Annotated in this window: 24 protein-coding genes, 1 tRNA gene and 1 rRNA gene; 19 read left to right on the top strand and 7 right to left on the bottom strand. The window is 38.1% G+C overall.

What is annotated here, in order from left to right:
• The first annotated feature begins 1 nt into the window (after position 1).
• From L634_RS0108745 to L634_RS32240, 13 genes are read left to right on the top strand one after another with little or no spacing between them, the layout of a single operon-like run.
• A complete protein-coding gene (locus tag L634_RS0108745; RefSeq protein ID WP_026582125.1) occupies positions 2-400 on the top strand; it encodes a phage tail terminator protein in 399 nt (132 codons plus the stop codon).
• A gap of 2 nt (positions 401-402) precedes the next feature.
• Positions 403-849: a phage tail tube protein gene (locus tag L634_RS0108740; RefSeq protein ID WP_026582124.1), complete on the top strand. Its 447-nt coding sequence runs from the start codon at positions 403-405 to the stop codon at positions 847-849.
• A 55-nt stretch (positions 850-904) separates the two neighbouring features.
• Positions 905-1,285: a hypothetical protein gene (locus L634_RS0108735; RefSeq protein ID WP_026582123.1), complete on the top strand. Its 381-nt coding sequence runs from the start codon at positions 905-907 to the stop codon at positions 1,283-1,285.
• 1 nt (position 1,286) lies between these two features.
• On the top strand, positions 1,287-1,916 hold the full coding sequence (locus L634_RS32250) for a Gp15 family bacteriophage protein (protein ID WP_051428293.1): 630 nt from the start codon (positions 1,287-1,289) through the stop codon (positions 1,914-1,916).
• A complete protein-coding gene (locus L634_RS0108725) occupies positions 1,909-4,089 on the top strand; it encodes a hypothetical protein (RefSeq protein WP_026582122.1) in 2,181 nt (726 codons plus the stop codon). Before L634_RS32250 ends, L634_RS0108725 begins: the two co-directional genes overlap by 8 nt.
• Before the next feature lie 5 nt (positions 4,090-4,094).
• A complete protein-coding gene (locus L634_RS0108720) occupies positions 4,095-4,961 on the top strand; it encodes a phage tail family protein (protein ID WP_026582121.1) in 867 nt (288 codons plus the stop codon).
• Positions 4,962-4,972: 11 nt separating this feature from the next.
• Positions 4,973-6,478, top strand: a complete 1,506-nt coding sequence (locus tag L634_RS32245; protein ID WP_026582120.1) for a pyocin knob domain-containing protein — start codon at positions 4,973-4,975, stop codon at positions 6,476-6,478.
• Positions 6,450-6,875 carry an XkdW family protein gene (locus L634_RS30855; RefSeq protein WP_198029732.1) on the top strand — a complete coding sequence of 142 codons (426 nt, stop codon included), beginning with the start codon at positions 6,450-6,452 and terminating at the stop codon, positions 6,873-6,875. The genes L634_RS32245 and L634_RS30855 overlap by 29 nt, the downstream gene beginning before the upstream one ends.
• Before the next feature lie 14 nt (positions 6,876-6,889).
• On the top strand, positions 6,890-7,021 hold the full coding sequence (locus L634_RS32590) for an XkdX family protein (protein ID WP_084028869.1): 132 nt from the start codon (positions 6,890-6,892) through the stop codon (positions 7,019-7,021).
• A gap of 30 nt (positions 7,022-7,051) precedes the next feature.
• Positions 7,052-8,191, top strand: a complete 1,140-nt coding sequence (locus tag L634_RS0108700; protein WP_026582119.1) for a siphovirus ReqiPepy6 Gp37-like family protein — start codon at positions 7,052-7,054, stop codon at positions 8,189-8,191.
• A 34-nt stretch (positions 8,192-8,225) separates the two neighbouring features.
• A complete protein-coding gene (locus L634_RS0108695; RefSeq protein ID WP_026582118.1) occupies positions 8,226-8,504 on the top strand; it encodes a hemolysin XhlA family protein in 279 nt (92 codons plus the stop codon).
• 2 nt (positions 8,505-8,506) lie between these two features.
• Positions 8,507-8,803 (top strand): phage holin, encoded by a 297-nt coding sequence (locus L634_RS30850; RefSeq protein ID WP_051428291.1) that lies wholly within the window; start codon positions 8,507-8,509, stop codon positions 8,801-8,803.
• 47 nt (positions 8,804-8,850) lie between these two features.
• Positions 8,851-9,837 carry a peptidoglycan-binding protein gene (locus tag L634_RS32240; RefSeq protein ID WP_051428290.1) on the top strand — a complete coding sequence of 329 codons (987 nt, stop codon included), beginning with the start codon at positions 8,851-8,853 and terminating at the stop codon, positions 9,835-9,837.
• A gap of 28 nt (positions 9,838-9,865) precedes the next feature.
• Here L634_RS32240 and L634_RS0108675 read toward each other — a convergent pair whose 3' ends face one another.
• From L634_RS0108675 to L634_RS30835, 4 genes are all read right to left on the bottom strand, one after another.
• On the bottom strand, positions 9,866-10,474 hold the full coding sequence (locus tag L634_RS0108675; RefSeq protein ID WP_026582117.1) for a hypothetical protein: 609 nt from the start codon (positions 10,472-10,474) through the stop codon (positions 9,866-9,868).
• A gap of 10 nt (positions 10,475-10,484) precedes the next feature.
• Positions 10,485-11,477: a hypothetical protein gene (locus L634_RS0108670; protein ID WP_026582116.1), complete on the bottom strand. Its 993-nt coding sequence runs from the start codon at positions 11,475-11,477 to the stop codon at positions 10,485-10,487.
• 219 nt (positions 11,478-11,696) lie between these two features.
• The gene (locus tag L634_RS0108665; RefSeq protein WP_026582115.1) at positions 11,697-12,095 is read right to left on the bottom strand and encodes a hypothetical protein; all 399 of its coding nucleotides are present in this window, start codon (positions 12,093-12,095) and stop codon (positions 11,697-11,699) included.
• A gap of 2 nt (positions 12,096-12,097) precedes the next feature.
• On the bottom strand, positions 12,098-12,427 hold the full coding sequence (locus L634_RS30835) for a YolD-like family protein (protein WP_084028868.1): 330 nt from the start codon (positions 12,425-12,427) through the stop codon (positions 12,098-12,100).
• Between the two features lie 105 nt (positions 12,428-12,532).
• Between L634_RS30835 and L634_RS0108655 the strand changes: the two genes are divergently transcribed.
• The 3 genes from L634_RS0108655 to L634_RS0108645 all read left to right on the top strand — a co-directional run bounded on the left by L634_RS0108655 (position 12,533) and on the right by L634_RS0108645 (position 13,954).
• Positions 12,533-12,751, top strand: a complete 219-nt coding sequence (locus L634_RS0108655) for a hypothetical protein (RefSeq protein WP_026582114.1) — start codon at positions 12,533-12,535, stop codon at positions 12,749-12,751.
• Between the two features lie 175 nt (positions 12,752-12,926).
• Positions 12,927-13,385, top strand: coding sequence for a Panacea domain-containing protein (locus L634_RS0108650; protein WP_026582113.1), 459 nt, complete (start codon positions 12,927-12,929; stop codon positions 13,383-13,385).
• An 8-nt stretch (positions 13,386-13,393) separates the two neighbouring features.
• Positions 13,394-13,954: a hypothetical protein gene (locus tag L634_RS0108645; protein ID WP_026582112.1), complete on the top strand. Its 561-nt coding sequence runs from the start codon at positions 13,394-13,396 to the stop codon at positions 13,952-13,954.
• 224 nt (positions 13,955-14,178) lie between these two features.
• Here the strand turns inward: L634_RS0108645 and L634_RS0108640 are convergent.
• Together L634_RS0108640 and L634_RS0108635 are read right to left on the bottom strand one after the other, a co-directional pair.
• Positions 14,179-14,251, bottom strand: a tRNA-Ala gene (locus tag L634_RS0108640).
• Positions 14,252-14,323: 72 nt separating this feature from the next.
• A complete protein-coding gene (locus L634_RS0108635) occupies positions 14,324-15,022 on the bottom strand; it encodes an MgtC/SapB family protein (protein ID WP_026582111.1) in 699 nt (232 codons plus the stop codon).
• A gap of 155 nt (positions 15,023-15,177) precedes the next feature.
• Between L634_RS0108635 and L634_RS0108630 the strand changes: the two genes are divergently transcribed.
• Positions 15,178-16,092 carry a DMT family transporter gene (locus tag L634_RS0108630; protein WP_026582110.1) on the top strand — a complete coding sequence of 305 codons (915 nt, stop codon included), beginning with the start codon at positions 15,178-15,180 and terminating at the stop codon, positions 16,090-16,092.
• A gap of 10 nt (positions 16,093-16,102) precedes the next feature.
• On the top strand, positions 16,103-16,648 hold the full coding sequence (locus L634_RS0108625; protein WP_026582109.1) for a GNAT family N-acetyltransferase: 546 nt from the start codon (positions 16,103-16,105) through the stop codon (positions 16,646-16,648).
• A gap of 33 nt (positions 16,649-16,681) precedes the next feature.
• Here L634_RS0108625 and L634_RS0108620 read toward each other — a convergent pair whose 3' ends face one another.
• Positions 16,682-16,858, bottom strand: a complete 177-nt coding sequence (locus L634_RS0108620; protein WP_198029730.1) for a hypothetical protein — start codon at positions 16,856-16,858, stop codon at positions 16,682-16,684.
• Positions 16,859-17,573: 715 nt separating this feature from the next.
• Here L634_RS0108620 and L634_RS0108615 point away from each other — a divergent pair.
• Positions 17,574-17,783 (top strand): 16S ribosomal RNA (locus L634_RS0108615); the annotation flags it as partial.

Below are 17,783 nucleotides of genomic sequence, written 5' to 3'. Positions count from 1 at the left end.
AGTGGATTTTATTAAGCAAGTATCCAATTATCTTACGAAAAATGTTTCACTGAATGCTCCAATTACTTCACCTATTTTAAGTAGTGATCCTAGTTCAGTGGCAATGCGTGAGGTTCCTTCTTCTATTGGTTCCAGGTATATTAACACTGGGAAAACACTTCAATTCCAGTTTCAAATATTGGTTAAGGATCCGAGCGTAATAAAAGCTAGGGGTACGATTAACTCCATATTCAAATTATTAGATGGACTGTCATCAGCTGCCATAACAAGCACTGACGGCAGTTTTTTAATGACTAAATGCGAATGCTCCACTCTGCCTAGCTGGGTGGAAACAAATGAACGCAATGAACATATATATACTGCTATTTTTGTAGCTGAATTAGAGCAAGGAGGGAATTAATAATGTCCTTTGATTTAATGAACAGTCATTCTTTCATGATTAAAACGGGCACAGATACTACAGCAGGCACAGACATTATGTCTCTGATTGCAAAAGGCATCACAAATGTTGAACCGAGCAACAATGAGGAACTTTCTCAGGATAAATACTTGGATGGGGATGGTTATGGAGAAACAGATGTAATTGGTGCTCAAACTGTTTTAGCCTTTACTGGTCATCGTTTTTATGGTGATCCAGCACAAGACTTTATTTTTAGCAAAACTCTTGAATTAGGTTCAGCTCGCAGAACTACTTTTGAGTGGACCGAACCAGATGGAGGAAAGTTTACGGGGGCTTGTACCATTGCTAATATTTCTGGTCCATCCGGTGCAGCCGGTGCAAAAGGTGAGATTTCATTTGAAATTCACTTTAACGGAAAACCGGCGTATACTCCACCTGCAGCTACCTAAATACAGAATAGAGCCGTTCCCTCGGCTCTTTTTTTAAATTTGAAAGGATGATATTATGCGTAAGTTTGAGTTTAAGAAGTCCTATGAAGAAATAGAGATCGCTGGAAAAGTCTATAAGGTTAGTCTAACAGACGAGGACCGCAAGAAATATAGCGAGCAGCTGAAGAAGTTTTATGACTTGGTTAACAAAGTGAATGTCGTTGACGCGGATAAAATAGCTATTGAGGAAGCGCTGAACCTTGAGGAAGAATTCAAAGTGATTACATTAGAAACATTAGATGTTTTATTTGGGGATCATGCAGGAGAAGAGCTTTATAAGACTTCAGATGAACAGACCGAGGAGTTAATTCCAATTGTTTTTGCTGTAGCCGAAATTATCAATGAGCGCAGGCAAGAAAAACTCAGTAAGTACACTAAAAAGAAAAAAGTGAAGTAGTATGGGTTTTACCTTAACTATGTCATTTGACGAAGACCACTTCGAATATAAAGAAAAGGTCTACAATGTTGATATGGCATTCGATAACATTTTGCTATTCTTAGAAATGTTTGATGATAAAGAAGTCGAGTTTGTAGAAAAGATTTTTCTTGGCCTTCAATTGCTAATAAACGAATATGACGAGTTAATACTTGAATCTTTCGAAGAAGCTTATGAGTTGTTCAAATTTGTATTAAGAGAGTTTCTTGGATTCGATTTGGACGAAAAGAATGAGGGCGGAGAGACCCAAATAAAAACACATGATTATTCAAAAGACGCTGAGTTAATATATGCGTCTTTTTTTGCTGCCTATAAATTGGATCTTTTTGATCTTAAAGGCAAACTTCATTGGAAAAAATTCCAGGCACTGCTTAATAATCTAGACGACAATTCACCATTTAAGCAAGTCATTGGCTATCGGATCATGAAGGTACCTTCTGAAAAGGAATCATCGAAAGAATACCGTCAGCACGTTTTGAAAATGAAACAGCAATATTCACTTGAAGATGGACCAAGAGACGTAACCAGCGTATTTAATTCGCTTGCCAATACCTTTAAATCCCAAGCGAAAGGGGTGAGGGATAGTGGCTGATGGAAGAGTTGTTATAGAAAGCCAAATTGACGATGACGGCATTAATAGGGGATTAAGGAGAATCCAGTCAAGATTAGCAAGCCTTAATGTTTCTTTACTTAAAACGGCTGCATTAGGGTCTGCAATCACCTTAGGTACTTCCTTTGTTCCTGCTGCAGCCGCGGCAACAGGTGCAGTTCTTGCATTAAGTTCTTCCCTAAGCGCAGCTGGGATAGGAGCAGTAGCGTTTGGTGCTGTAACTGTTTCAGCCTTAGGTCAGGTGTTTGAAGCAGCAGACGAGGTTGCACAGCTTGAAGAAAAGATCGCCAATGCAGACACTGCCAAGGAACGAATCGCTGCACAAAAAGAATTAGCTGCATTGTATGCTGATATGAGCAAGGCTCAACGAGAAGCTTTAAAAGATCTTCAGAGCTTCAAGTCCTTTTGGTCTGACTTCGTAAAACAATTCGAAGATCCGATTTTTGAAGCGTTTAGCTCTAGCCTTTCCTTTACTAAAAACTTATTGCAAGGCCTTGCTCCAACGATTACGAACGTGGCAGATGTAATCAATGAACTTCTTGATGAAATGAATAGTTTTGGTGAAGATGGGGGATTCCAGGAATTTTTTGAGTGGTTAGAGACTAATGCAGCTGAAGCACTTTATAACTTTGCCCACATTGCAGGAAATACAATGCAAGGCTTTTTCAGCTTATTGCAAGCTTTTACCCCTTTAGGTGTAACTATGGAAGAGGGATTGCTCAACCTAACTGAACGATTTAAAGAATGGGCTGCATCATTAAGCAGTTCAACAGCATTTCAGGATTTTATTGCATATGTTCAGGAAAATGGGCCGGTATTGTTAGAGACGATTGGGAATATTGCAGAAGTTTTTAAAAATTTGGTTACTGACTTGGCTCCTTTAGGTTCAACCGTCCTTGAAGGAATTCAATCATTTACAAGCTTAATTGCCGATAATTGGCCAGGGATCCGGGAGACTGTCATCGGAGTAGCAACTGCTGTTGGATCATTTCTTGCAATTATGAAAGGATTACAAATCATTGGAGTTATAAATACATTAATGCTTGCTTATAGATCAGGGACATTGTTAGCCACACTTGCCCAATATGGTTTGAATGCAGCAATGCTTGCTAATCCTATTACCTGGATTGTCGCTTTAATCGCTGGACTAATCGCAATAGGCGTCTTGTTATATCGTAACTGGGATACCGTTAAAGCGAAGGCGAAGGAATTATGGAGTGATATTAAAGAAAAGTGGGAGGCCATTAAGCAAGCAACCATCTTAGTATGGGGAATTTTAAAAGACGTAATATCGGAAAAGATCTCGGATGCAAAGACTGCAGTTGTAAATAAAGCCAATGAATTAGCATCTGGAGCCAAGGGGAAATTCCAAGACTTAGTTAATGGAACAAAAGAAAAATTCAATTTAATCAAAACTACTGTGTCGAATAAGATTTCCGAAGCGAAAACCGCGGCAGTTAATAAGATTCAAGAACTTGCTACAGAAGCAAAAAACAAATTTCAGGATTTACTAAATGGGGCGAAGGAAAAATTTTCAAACCTTAAATCGACTATATCTAATGAAATTTCTGAAGCCAAAACTGCAACAATAAACAGAGCTCAGGAGCTCGCATCAGGAGCCAAAAATAAATTTCAAGATGTAGTTAATAGTGCTAGAGAAAAATTCAATTCAGTAAAAGAGAAAATAACTAGTCCTATTCAAACAGCTAAAGAGAAAATCAAGGGATTTATAGAGGATATAAAAGGATTCTTTTCTAATTTAAAACTCAAACTTCCTGATATATCATTACCTAAACTTCCTAAATTCTCTCTCAGCACAGGTAGTAAAACGATATTGGGGAAAACAATTACTTATCCAACTGGGTTTGATGTTGATTGGTTTGCCGAGGGTGGTTTATTCCCGGCTAATAGCCCTCGTCTTATTGGGGTGGGAGATAACAAGAGTTATCAGGAAGCGGCATTACCATTATCTCCATCAGTTTTAGGAATGATTGGACAGAAGATCGTAGATAACATGCCTAGCGGAAATCAAGGGAAAGGATTCTCTCCGCAAATAACAAATTATTTTACACCAGCTGAGTCGACACCTTCCCAGAGTGCAAGAAAACAGGAGCAAATGTTGCAAAGATTAGGAATGGAATATGGAATGAGGTAATGTAATTGAGTAAGCTTATTTTCATTAATTCAAGAGGGGGTATCATTGAATTACATGGGCCTCCTTTTCATTTGATTAAAGTAGATGGCCTTGGTGATGTAGAGGCTGAAATTCAAACACAAAAATCACCATACCAAGATGGAAGTGACTATATCGATTCCTACCTTGAAGAAAGGCCAATAACAATAGAGCTGAAGATTAGGGGTTCCGACCCAGAAGACCTAATTCAAAAACGCCGGGAGTTATCAGCTATATTTAATCCAAAATTGGGTTTAGGCCTCCTCCAGTATATTGATGAAACAGGGATTAAAGAAATAAGGGGAGTCGCTGAGAGTGTTCCGTTTTTCCCATCGGGCATTGAAAACAGAGGGGCAACCTATCAAAAGTCCCTTATTCACCTAAAGTGCCCCAATCCATTCTGGAAGCAAGTAAATGATATTAATGAGTCTCTCTCAGCCTGGATAGGTAAATTCGAATTCCCCTTTGAGTTTCCGGTAGAATTCGGAGAAAAGGCCAACCGGGCAACCATTTTAAATGATGGTGATGTAGCAACCCCGGTAATTATCGATTTCTATGGTCCGGCCATTAACCCGACCGTTACGAATGAGACTACCGGCCAGAAAATCAGAATAAAAAGGACATTATCGGCCACAGATCGCCTTGAAGTGAGCACTGAATTTGGCAATAAGTATGTAGAAATTGTGGCAGCTGACGGTACCAGGACAAATGCATTTCACTGGATTGACCTTTCAGCGGATCCTATTCTTTTTCAACTAGAGCTTGGGGAGAACGTCATTTCCTTCTCTTCTGATGATCCAAATAGTACTGGTTCGGTAAAAATTAGATATAAAAAGCGCTATGTGGCTGTATAGGAGGTGCTACTTTGGAAAAATTTTATTTCTTTGATTCAAATACAGCTATTGGAGACCGTCGAATATATTCTGCAGCCGATTGGTCAAAAGTTTTAGCGAAGTTTTTGGAAAATGGAATATACAAAGAGGGAAGCGATCTTAATGTAACCACTACAGGAACAGATATGACTGTAACTGTTGGCACAGGGGTTGCTTTTTTAGATGGGCATATGTATGAAAATGACAGTGCTCTTACTTTAAATGTGGATGCTGCTGAGGCTACTCTTGACCGAATTGATCTAGTAGTATTGAGGCTTGATTTAACAGAGCAAAACAGATTTATAAGGGTATTTGTAAAAAAAGGAGTTGCTGCTTCCTCTCCAGTGGCTCCATCAGTTGAAGAAACAACTTTTATAAAAGAAATCGCTCTTGCTGAAGTAAGGGTTTTAAAAGGTCAATCTACTATTGCCCAGTCGCAGATAACTGACAAACGGCCTGCAGATTTTGTGGATCCGTTTGTGGATGGATCCAGGATTACCACGCTTGAGGAAGTTACAGTTCCTCAAGCAAAAGAAGATGTTATGAATTGGGTTAAGGGGTTTGGATTAGGACATACGCCTAAAGCATTGGGAAATATAGATTTAAATAGTATTCGTTGGAATAATGGATATCAAACTGGATTTTACTCAGTTTCAAGTGGGGCATTAAACACCCCTTTATCAAACTTTAGTTTCTTCTTACAACTGATTGCAGAAAGCAGTGATACCACTATACAAATTGCTTTTATGAACAGTACAAATACAAGAATTTTTTGGCGGAGGCATACAACCTCTACAGGTTGGAATGCTTGGTCTGAAATCGTAACAACTGACAGAGCACAAATTCATAAGTTGACAAATGATGATGGAGTGGCCATTAACTTTTCAGGCGACTTAAATACCCTTACAACACCGGGACGGTATTACATTAACGGTACCGCGACAAACAGGCCAGATTCACTGCAAGGGCTTTGTGTTGTAGACAGGCTTATATCATCAAACGGCTATATGCAAATGTTTATAGCAGGGACAACAGGAAGGCAATTGTTTAGATATTATAGCAGCGGTGTATGGGGGCCCTGGACAGAATACGCAGCATTTGGTGCATTGAAAAATAGAACCTATATCAGAGCAACTACGAGCCAAGGGCAGACCATCGCTGCCGACGGACTTGTAAAGTTGACTTTTCCGGTAGAAGTTGTTGATCGTCTGAACGAATTCTCTAATAGCACTTTTACCGCAAAAGAAGAGGGTGTTTATCAAATCAATGTAACAATGAAAAACGCAAGCTACAGCACTACAGCAGAAGGAGGAAACCTCCGAATACACAAAAACGGGACTTTCCTCTTAACAATTGCAAGCGGAAGTATGGCGCATGGGGTATTTGGGTCAATAGCGCTTGATCTAGTTACAGGAGATTACATTGATGTGTATGTACTATCAGAGAGCAATTCCAGTGAGTCTGTCTTTAATGAAATCAGCATTGCAAGAGTATTATAGAGAGAAGGTGCATATTTTGCTATCTTTATCCCAAAAAATTAATTTAATATTTCCGGATGCAAAACAAATGGTTGACTTTGTGGCTCGAGACGATTCGGATGGAAAGGGCGAGTATATAGCTGAGTGGAATCTCGATGCGCCACAACCAACAATCGAGGAACTAGAAGCGGCTTGGGCAGAATACCAGGCTAACCCGCCGGCACAGCCTTTGACGGATGCGCAGCGCATAGCAAACCTTATGCTGCAGAGCGCGGAAAAGGACGCACAAATAAAAACACTGGAACAGAAGGACTCGGAAAACTTAATGCAGCTGGCAGACAAAGAAATAAGGTTGAAAATGGTAGAAAGCCAAAATGCAAACATCATGTTAAAACTAGCCTTAAACGGCATCAAATAAGGGGGCTTTTCAGAATGTACGCAGACGTTAAATATTATTATGATCGAGGCTTTTACACTAATGACAATGTAAAAGTATTTGTCCGGGCAGAGTGGATTACACCAGAACAATATCAGGAAATCACAAATGAACCATATGTTCTATAGGTTCTTTTTTGTGCCGGAAGGAGGTAGCTTATGCAGCCTATCCGAATTATTACATTAGGGTTTGAGTTGAAGGGTGAAATCGATAACTATGAATCGATGTGGTTCACCCGTTCCTGGAGCGGAATTGGCCAGATTGAATTGCGGATCAATAGATATAAAAGGCATGTTGAGCACTTAATTAAAAACAATCTGATCATGATAAATCCCAAGAAAGTTTTTATTATCAAACACAGGGAAATAGAGCTCGATGAGAACGGAAAGGCCACAGAGAATTGGCTGATTAAAGGTTTATCTTTAAAAGCGTTAACCAGCCAAAGGCAAACCCTGCCTCCTTCTCATACAGCATATGACAATAAACAGGGGAATACAGAAACGGTTTTAAAACACTATGTTGACCGGAATATTGTAAATCCTGCTGATATAAGGAGAAGAATGGACCAGGTTATCTTAGCTGAAAATCAGAATAGAGGCCCTTCAATATCTTGGCAGTCCCGGTTTAAAAATCTTGCTGAGGAGCTTTCTGAGATTTCGTTAATTACCGGAACAGGGTGGGATATTTCAGTAGATTTTACTTTAAATAAATTTGTTTTCGATACACAGGAAGGAAATAATCTCACAGCAGGTCAAGTGGTGCTTCCTCCGGTAATTTTCAGTCCGCAATTTGAATCTTTGCAATCCCTTCATTACACAGAGAGTGAGCTTAATTATAAAAACGCTGCTTATGTTGGGGGGCAGGGTGAGGGTGTTGATCGTCGGATTGTCGAGATAGGTGATGCTTCCGGCATTGATAGACATGAAATCTTTATCGATGCCCGAGATGTAGAGGAAAAAGACGAAAATGAACAGCCAATACCAGAATCACAGGTTATCCAAACTCTTACTGACAGAGGAAATCATCAGTTGAGCGAGCTTCTCCAGGAGGAATACTTAGAAGGGCAGGTTCTGACGAAAAGTCCCTTTAAATATGAAGAGGACTATGACCTGGGCGATATCGTCACAATCCAAAGCGTTGATTGGGGTGTGACAATGGATACCCGGATCACAGAGGTAAAAGAGATATATGAAACAGGCGGATATAAGCTCGAGGCCACCTTCGGGAACAATCGGCCGACTTTAATAAAAAAGATAAAGCAGGAATTATCGCAAATTAGCGGGGAAGTCCGAAGGTAGGGCTTTTTATTTTGCCTTCAAGGGGGGATTGTGAGTGACACAGGAGGCGACAGCAGTGAATGAACAAGAAAGAGAAATAACCAAGATGGAAAGCAGAGTATATAATCTGGAAACTCGAGTAACTAATTTGGAGAGAACCACAGATAAACACGATCAGCAAATATTCTCTATTAATGAGAAGCTTAATAAGATTGATGAAAACACGACTTGGATAAAGCGGACAATTACCGGTGCCATTATTACTGCGATGTGCACGGGGATTATTGGTGGAAGTATAGCGATTATATTCACAGTTTTTAAAGGAGGAAGTTAAAAATGAAAAAAGATATTGCAACACTTTTAGGAGGGTTCCTTACAGCCCTTCTTTTTTTCTTGTCTACGGTTGGAATTGCATTTGACTGGTTTACTGAAGAAAGTATTAACGCATTTGTGGTATTAGTATCAGCAGCCTTTGCCCTTTTAGTTAACCTGTATGCTGTGTGGAAAAACACCTATGCCAGCAAGAAAGCGCAGCTGCAGAAAAAGGCTCTTCAGGCACAAGGGTTGATGAAAAAAGATAATACAGTAAAAGCATTTAGTTCAACCAAAGCTTTTGAAGATGACGGTAAATAAGCTGCCCTTTTGGGCGGCTTTTATTTTTTTATAAAGGAGAGGTTAATATGACTTACGCATTTGAAAAATTGCCTCAGCTGGTTGATATGAGAGGGAAGCTTCCGAAAAAAGGTTCGTATTCAAAAAGGACCAAAAAGATCACTGATCGGGTTTGGCATCATTCATTAACTTTAAGTCATTTAGCAGGATCAACAGCTGAAGCATTCGCGAAATATCATGTATCGCTTGGATGGCCAGGTGTTGGTTATCATTTAGTTATTGAACCTAAGCGTATTGTAATGACACCTAAAGGTGCTCGAGCTCAAATCGTTTACGCCAATGATATTCATTTAAGAACATATCATGTTGGTAACAGCAACCAGTACTCATTAGGCATTTGCGTTACTGGTGATTATCGAAAAGAAAAACTGGATGATGCCACAAAGGCTACAATTGATGAGCTACAGGCAGCATTAGTTAAAGACGGCATCGGCCAGCGCGATAAATCACACCAAGAGATGCCGGGGTATTCTTGGAAGGCATGCTGCGTGTTTGATTATCAGAAAGTATTTAAGTTCCTTGATGGGAAAATCACTCCAAAACCTTCTCCAGGCACGTATATAATTCAGCAAGGAGACACGTTCTGGGGGCTTGCAAACAATAATGACGGCATCACTGTAAATGATTTGATTGTGGCTAACCCTGGAGTGGATCCTAACAAACTAATGATTGGCCAAAAGGTTATTTTAGGTAAAGCCAAGAATGCATATACTCCTAAGCCAAATACACCTAAGAAGCCTCAATCCTCATACAAGTATCCTCTTCCATCTGGTGTTCTTAGAGAAGGAAGCAGAGGTGTTCGTGTTAATCAGCTAATACGTGCATTGAATGCTGTTTACTTCAAATGTGGTACTGCTGATGGGATCTATGGACCTAAAGTTAAGGATGCCGTAAGACGCTTCCAAATGGTCTATCTTCCTTATGAAGTAGATGGAGTTTATGGTCCTAATACTCGTAAGAAGTTGCAGGCTGTTTTGAAGTCAAATGGATATTAAAAAAATAAGCCCTTCCGGTTGGGAGGGCTTAATCTCTTCCTAAATATAAAATATACCTGTAAAGAATTGAAACATTCCTTACCGATAAAAATAGACTGTATAAAATAATTGTCAGCCACAGAGCCCCAAAAATTGAAAGAGTAATCGATGGAATAAGTGGGGTTTTAATTGGCGATAGATCATAAAGGATACTAAAATTTGAAGATAATATAACGATTAAAGTTCCAAAGATCAGGATAATTATTTGGGTTAGTATTGAGTATGCAAAAAAAGTCACAAGTTGTTTAAGTACACTTGATCTTTGAGCATCTTGGCCAGCTTGGTTAAGTGCTCTCAATGTGTCACGGTTAGCTGCTGCTATAACAGATAGACTTGTAGTGTTAAAACCGGCTAAAATAGCTAAAACTGATAATGAAATTGAATTAATATTTAAGATAATATCTAATATTTTCTTTCCTGAAGGCTCAATAATACCAATACCAAGAAATACTATAACAGATATTGCAAGAGGCCAAAGAAAGTCGTTTCTCTTTTCTGCGGCAGTAGAATATGCGAAGTAATCTTTAATTATTGCTTTTATATGCTTATTTACTGAGTTTCTCTCTCTAGTCTCTTCAGTGGGCCTAATTCTCTCCATTCTTGGTCGCCTAATCGTCAATATTTTCACCTACTTGTATTATAGGTTCAACCCCCTGGTTTTTATTAATAATCGGGTTGTCAAACTTAGAAATTCTTACCATGTGTCTTATTATTTGTGAGCCATCAGGTATCCCGTTCTCATTAACATAAACTTCTTCGTAGTAAGCATGTGGAATTTTAGCCATACTTATTGTTTTAGATTTGCCGGATGGTAAATGACCTGATACCCCGTAATTATCGTACTTATCAAGATCTGATAGATGTTTTAAAAATTGTTTTACTTGCTTAATTCCACCTTTTGAAACTTTATTGCGATAAGTTATTTTCATTTCCTGAAAGTCTTCCATGTTTTGTTCATGAGCTTCATTTGTTAAATACTCGATGCCTTCGTTATTTATATTTCCTTCCACATCAACCATAACGAAAGCTTCTTTAATACGAACAAAATCATCAAGAGCATTAAAAAATTCCTGAGAAGGTAAGGCGATAACCTTAACAAATGATCTCTTCATTATTTTCGCTTTTGGATTAATGGTATTGAATGCCTCCCTATACGATTCAGCTAAATCAGAATGGTGATTTAGGAATCTGTGAATCATATCTCTTCCGACGACACCTTCCCTGTCATGTTGAACCAAAATGAGACCATTCCTTTTATCAAGTACAAATTTTATTTCATTCTTTACACCATGTTCTTTTTCTTTATCTCCAGTTTTGGATTGTGTATATACGTCAATAATCTCTTGTTTTTGCCCATATTTTGCTGAAGTAAAAGTTCCTTCGATAAAATCGGTATCATCTGAGGTTTGGAAGTTGATTAGATTAATCATTTTCCCTTTTCTATGAAATGCACGATTTTGTATAGGGATAGTTGTAATTTTGTTTAAAAGGTATTCAATTTGCTCATGGTCATACCTGTCCTTGGAATAGTAATCACCAAAAAACTTTGGTGTACAGAATTCAAAAGCATTAATCTTAATATATTCATTTCTCCCTGCCATATTTACCTCCAAAAGCAGGTCCCCAAAAAAATTTCGCTTTTTTTATTTATATGCCATATAATAAAGATAACCAAATCTTTAAAGGACATGTCGGGGTAACCTGCATGTCTTTTTTTACTAATTATAATCTAAATGCTACATTTTGGCGATATTTGTAAAAAAAGCTGCCCCTTTTTCAAATTAGGTTTTTAAAAAGGCAAATCATCCCTCACAACTGGTCTAATTTTTCTTCACATCTTCAGTAACTGTTTTCATCATTTTTTTAAAACGCTTATACAGATAGTACTCCAACAACTCTTGCACTTTATTCCTGATTCGTGGATTAAAGTAATTGTGCTGTTCCTCAAACCCTTTATAGATAAATAAAAACATCGTAAATGCTTCATCTCGAGCAACCTGCTCAACCTTCATCTGCCCTTTCCTCATGGCTTGTTTAGCTTCCTTTAAATCTTTTTGTACAGCTTTTATTGTTTCCTCAATTAACTGAAGATAAGGCTCTTTTAGCTTAAATCCTGCCTTATCAATAACGATCAGATCACGTTCAAGAATAGTCAGCAGCATAGGTAGATACATTGCTTGTTCTATAATATCCCGGTCTTTTTCTGGAATCCTTGTCATCTTTAAATCCTCTCAACAGCCGTAATTTCTTCAATCCTGATTCTTCTTTTTCCTTCATCAGATTCAAATAGTATGCACTTCATTAGCGTATCCACTTTGTCAACAATTCCAGTTGTAGCCTGGAAAAAACCATCCTTCCAGACTGTCACTTTGATTGGGACAGTGTAATTTAATGATTCCATGACAATAAATCCAATTTCCTCATATTCCTGTTCATCCAGCTGTGGCTTTTTTTGTTTGTTCTCATCGATGGTTATTTGTTTTAGCATTTTTACATGCTCAGGCATAAAGAAAGCAGTTTGCCATTTCATTTTTCCTCGGTCACAGATCATCCTTTTTCATCTCCTTATATTATAAATTATACAAACGTTTGTTCGTAAATCAACTTGAAATCGAACGTACGTTTGTATAAAATGATGAAAAAGGGGGTTCAATCGATGAAAGGTCTTTTATTAAGGGCTCATGAGTCCGGAGAGCAGCTTGAAATAATTTACCATAGTGGCTCTGGTGAGATCAGTCAGAGAGTAGTAAAAATATTAGAGGTCCAGTCTGATTCCATTAAAGCATTTTGCTTACTCAGGAAAATGCCAAGGGTCTTCAGGAGAGAGAACATTTTATCAATTGGACCAATAAATAGACATAGAAGAGGCGCATGAAATTTATTTTCATCAGAAGGAAGAGTTTTATTATTTAATTTATTAAATTTTCAGTAATTTTCCATTAAATATGTTCAATTCTCTTTAATTAGGTTATATTATGGTTAAACGGAGTTTAATTACGTTAAAACGTAGAAATATTATCTATAATAATAAAAACTAGGAGGAATTTATAATGGCATATGAGACCCAAGATGTCGTTAACTGGTTCCTAGCTAAAGAAGCAATGACACCGAAAAAACTTCAAAAAATATTATATTATGCTTATTCTTGGACTCTTACATTAGAAAACGATGATGTTAGAAATCTGGATAATAAATTATTTGAAGCTGATTTTGAAGCATGGGTGCATGGTCCAGTCATAAGGGAAGTATACGAATATTTTCGGGAATATGGATATCGTGAAATTGAGAAATATGAAGGGGAAATCCCAGAGTTTTCTCATGATATAGAAGGAATTCTTGAAGATGTGTGGGAAGAATACGGTTCATATACAGGCAATGAGTTGGAATCGATTACACATCAAGAAGCACCTTGGTTAAAAGCACGAGAGGGATATAGTCCCCTTGAAAGATGCACAGAAGTAATCACTGATGAATCCATTTTTAGTTACTACATTCAAAGAGTGGTGTAGGAAATTTAATGGCTAGAGAGAAACAGAAAAAAGTAAGGAAATCAAAAGGAACAGAGCCAAAGAAAGCTGTAATAAGGGGGACTGATCCGAACTGGACAGATTCCCCTTTAACTTTTGATTTATCTCATAAAGAATGGTTAAAGGGTGTATCTTTTCGTGATTTTACGAATAAGTTTGATGACGAGACTATGTTTGCGCAGTACCTGTTTGAATTATTCCATAAAGTAATTCCTACTATTCAGCAAAACTGGAAGGACATCGTTCAGGGCCAGGGAAAAGGCAGCTGGCGTCATTGCCGACCTGTAAGTGAGGAAAAACTAGATTTTGTCTTGGGGATTATAGAAAAAACACACAGTCACACATTTAAAGATAAAATAGGTGTGGGGTCTTCTTTATGGCAGTTGGGGTTCACTCAAAATATTAGACTTATCGCAATCTATGATTATAGAAACAACTCTTTAACACCTGTTTTTGTGGATTATCATCATTTGGTGCACCCAGATAAGAACTTCAATCAGCCCGATTATAAAAGATTTGGGTTTTGCCCGGTTTGTGAATATGCATGCTAAGAAATTAAAAAACCGCCTCTTAAGGAGACGGTTTTTTAATTATTCATCATGAAACGTAACCTAGATTCTTAATTTATTTTAATGTGCTAAAACAGGTCAAAAATGCGGTGTGAAATCGATAAAAAATTTCATTTCGTCAACAATTCGTCAACAAGTATCAGTTCATACTAATAATTAGGTATGAGGAAAACAAAAAAAGCCTTGATATACAAGGCTTTTTCTTATGGAGAATAGGGGGCTCGAACCCCTGACCTCAACGCTGCCAGCGTTGCGCTCTCCCAGCTGAGCTAATCCCCCAAGTGGTGGTACAAGAAAAATTATAACCACATAGGGGATTTGATGCAAGAGGAATTTTAAAAAAAATTTCGCTTAATGAAGGCTTTCAATCTCCATGCATTGAACACCATTGATATTTGATACGCTGTAATAGACATCAGTGGTCCTTCTTTTGTAATCTACAGCAACGATAAGCTGTACAAGATGCTGCTGTTCTTCCTCCAGGTCTTTAATCCGGATGTGTTTGATGGAAATATCGAGTTCTTTAATGGCCGGGATGATGTCTGCGATATTTTCTTTATCTTTTACTTTTAGCTGAAGAGTAATTTCCTTTTCCCTTAATTGACGCGGACCGATGAATCCCATTAATAATGGGATAACTTCAACGGAGATAATCAATAAAGCCACACCGGCCATTGCTTCAATATAGAATCCTGCTCCAACCGCAATCCCGATTCCCGCTGCTCCCCATATTAAAGCAGCGGTTGTTAGCCCTGATATGCTGTCATTTCCTCTTCTTAAAATTACGCCCGCCCCCAGGAAGCCGATCCCTGAAACAATCTGGGCTGCTAAACGAAGAGGATCCATCGTAATATTGATTTCATCATTTCCAGGAAACATATAAGCTGATTCAATGGAAACAATCGTCAACAAACAGCTGACAATCGAAATAACCAAACTGGTTTTTAAACCGACAGGCTTTCTTTTTAATTCCCTCTCGAGGCCAATAACCAGACCCAAAACAGCTGAGATCCCCAATTTCATTAAGATTTCAATTTCTAGACTGCTCATAATATCTCCCGCTTTTTTAAAGTATTATATATCCATTATCACTTTGTATAAATCATTAGACATAAAATTATAAAAATATAGTAAAAATTCATTGGTACGTTGTAAAATAGTATATACCCTAAAATTTAGTATATAGAAACAAGGAGTAAATAAAAATGTCAGATGCAAGAATAAATCCTTATGTAGCCCTTGCCATTGGAGTCATTTCCGTCTCTACCTCAGCAATTCTTGTAAAAGTATCCAGCGCTCCATCAGGAGTCATTGCCTTTTATCGGCTCTTTTTTTCTGTTCTTTTCATGATGCCTGTATTTCTTATAAAGTATGTTTCCGAACTTCATCTTATTACAAGGCGGGATTGGATCTATTCTTTCGTAGCCGGTGTTTTTTTGGCATTCCATTTTATTCTTTGGTTTGAGTCACTAAATTACACATCAGTAGCTAGTTCTACCGTCCTTGTTACACTGCAGCCCTTATTTGCTTTTGCGGGTACGTATTACTTTTTTAAGGAAAAGTTTTCCTGGAAGGCCATTTTGAGCGGACTATTGGCAATAGGCGGGAGCGTCATTATTAGCTGGGGGGATTTTAAAATCAGCGGTTCTGCTTTATTCGGGGATATTCTGGCACTTATTGCCTGTGCACTTGTAACAGCGTACTTAATGTTTGGCCAAACTGTCAGGAAAAGGCTGTCGCTCATCACTTACACCTTTGTTGTATACAGCATAAGCACGGTCACATTGTTGATCTATGTACTTATCGTACAAGAGCCTTTACTGCCATATGGAAAGAGTGACTGGGTCTATTTTATTTTGCTGGCACTTATTCCAACCCTGCTTGGGCACACATTATTTAATTGGTCATTAAAGTGGCTGAGTACTTCAACCATCTCCATGGCTATTCTATTTGAGCCAGTCGGTGCTGCCATCTTAGCTTATTATCTCCTGCAGGAAACAGTTGTTTGGACGCAGGCTCTTGGCGGAGCAATCGTAATTGGCGGGATTTCACTTTTCTTATTAGATGAAAGAAGAATCCGTATGAAGGAATTAAAGAAAAAAACAACGATTTCCGGTTGAAGGGGGAACAATGGTGAATATTAGAACTGCAAAGCTGGAGGATGCACGAGCTATTGCTGAAGTACATGTGAAAAGCTGGCAGGAAGCATATCAAGGGATTTTGGATCAGCGCTTTTTGGATAATCTTAAAATTGAAAACAGGGAACAGCTTTGGCTGGAAAACCTAAGTTCCAAGAGTGAGACTGAACCTGTTTTTGTGGCTGTAACCCAAGAAGGCGGTATTATTGGATTTGCTTCCTTCGGACCGGAGCGCACCAAAAAGTTTTGCGCTGATGGAGAATTATATGCGATCTATCTATTGGGGGAATACCAGGGCAAGCAGGCAGGAACCAAGCTGTTCTTAACAGGGGTAAAGGAGCTTTTCAAAGCAGGTTTCAGCTCTGTCCTTGTGTGGGTGCTGGCAAATAATAAAAACAGGCAGTTTTATGAAAAATTGCAGCCTGTGAAAGCTGCTGAAGAGTATATAAATATCGCTGGCACACATTATGTTGAAATTGCTTATGTATGGAAAGATATTAAAGACCTTATTATAAATTTAGAAAAACGTATTCAATAAAATCAAAAAAACTCCCGCAAATTGGGAGATTTTTTATATAAATACATAGGTGAATCCGGAAAAAATAAATCCAGCAGTAACTGAAATTATGAAGGTGCCTCCATAGACCTCTTCTTCTGAATTCGCTATTTTAATACCTTCTGCATACGCATAAGCAAACAAAAATACTGCCATGATTACTGATAGATATAGTGCTACGGTTTCCAGCATGATTCACACCTTCCGATTAATTAGTAGAGTTAATAGATTTTATGAAAAACAAACTAAAACTATTACTAATTTCTTTTTAAAGAACTTTTGAGAGGTCACAAGTAAAATCAATTGTGGAAAAAGTGCGAAAATTTATCCACATCCTGTGTGTAACTTTGTTGACAACTTGTATTTAAGGACATTGAATAGTGGATAAGTTTGTGGGTATGTAAATGAGGGATGGCTGAAATGTGTTTTTAATATAATAAAAATAGGGAATCTTGGATGAGAAATGAAAGACTTTAGCTTAAATAGGAGAGAAGCAATTGAAGGATAATTGAGAAATGTATTACGAACAACTATTATATAGAGAAAAAGTTTCTTTATACCCAAAATAAAGGATGAACAAACTTTTTTTAAAATTATATTGCAAACATTTAATTGGCATGGTATATTAATTCTTGTCCTCAACGAGGGAAGTAAACAGCAAAAAAACATTTAAAAAAATGTTGACTTGATTAAGAGGTATGTGTTATATTAATAAAGTCGCCTCTGAGCGAAAAGGTAAAATATAACATGGAGAAATTGATCTTTGAAAACTGAACGAACAAAAACGTCAACGTTAATTCTTTAGTCTTTTTTGAAAAGACANCAGCGGATNGTCGATTAAGTACGCCACGTCCTGTGGCAACATCGACGCCAACACATCCGTGTGTAAGTGAGCTTAATCAACTCTTATATGGAGAGTTTGATCCTGGCTCAGGACGAACGCTGGCGGCGTGCCTAATACATGCAAGTCGAGCGGACGGATGGGAGCTTGCTCCCAGACCGTCAGCGGCGGACGGGTGAGTAACACGTGGGCAACCTGCCTGTAAGACTGGGATAACTCCGGGAAACCGGGGCTAATACCGGATAATTCTTTCCCTCACATGAGGGAAAGCTGAAA

It is taken from the genome of Bacillus sp. J33 (genome assembly GCF_000518885.1).
GTDB lineage: Bacteria > Bacillota > Bacilli > Bacillales > Cytobacillaceae > Cytobacillus.
This window is presented reverse-complemented; position numbering and strand designations above follow the sequence as displayed.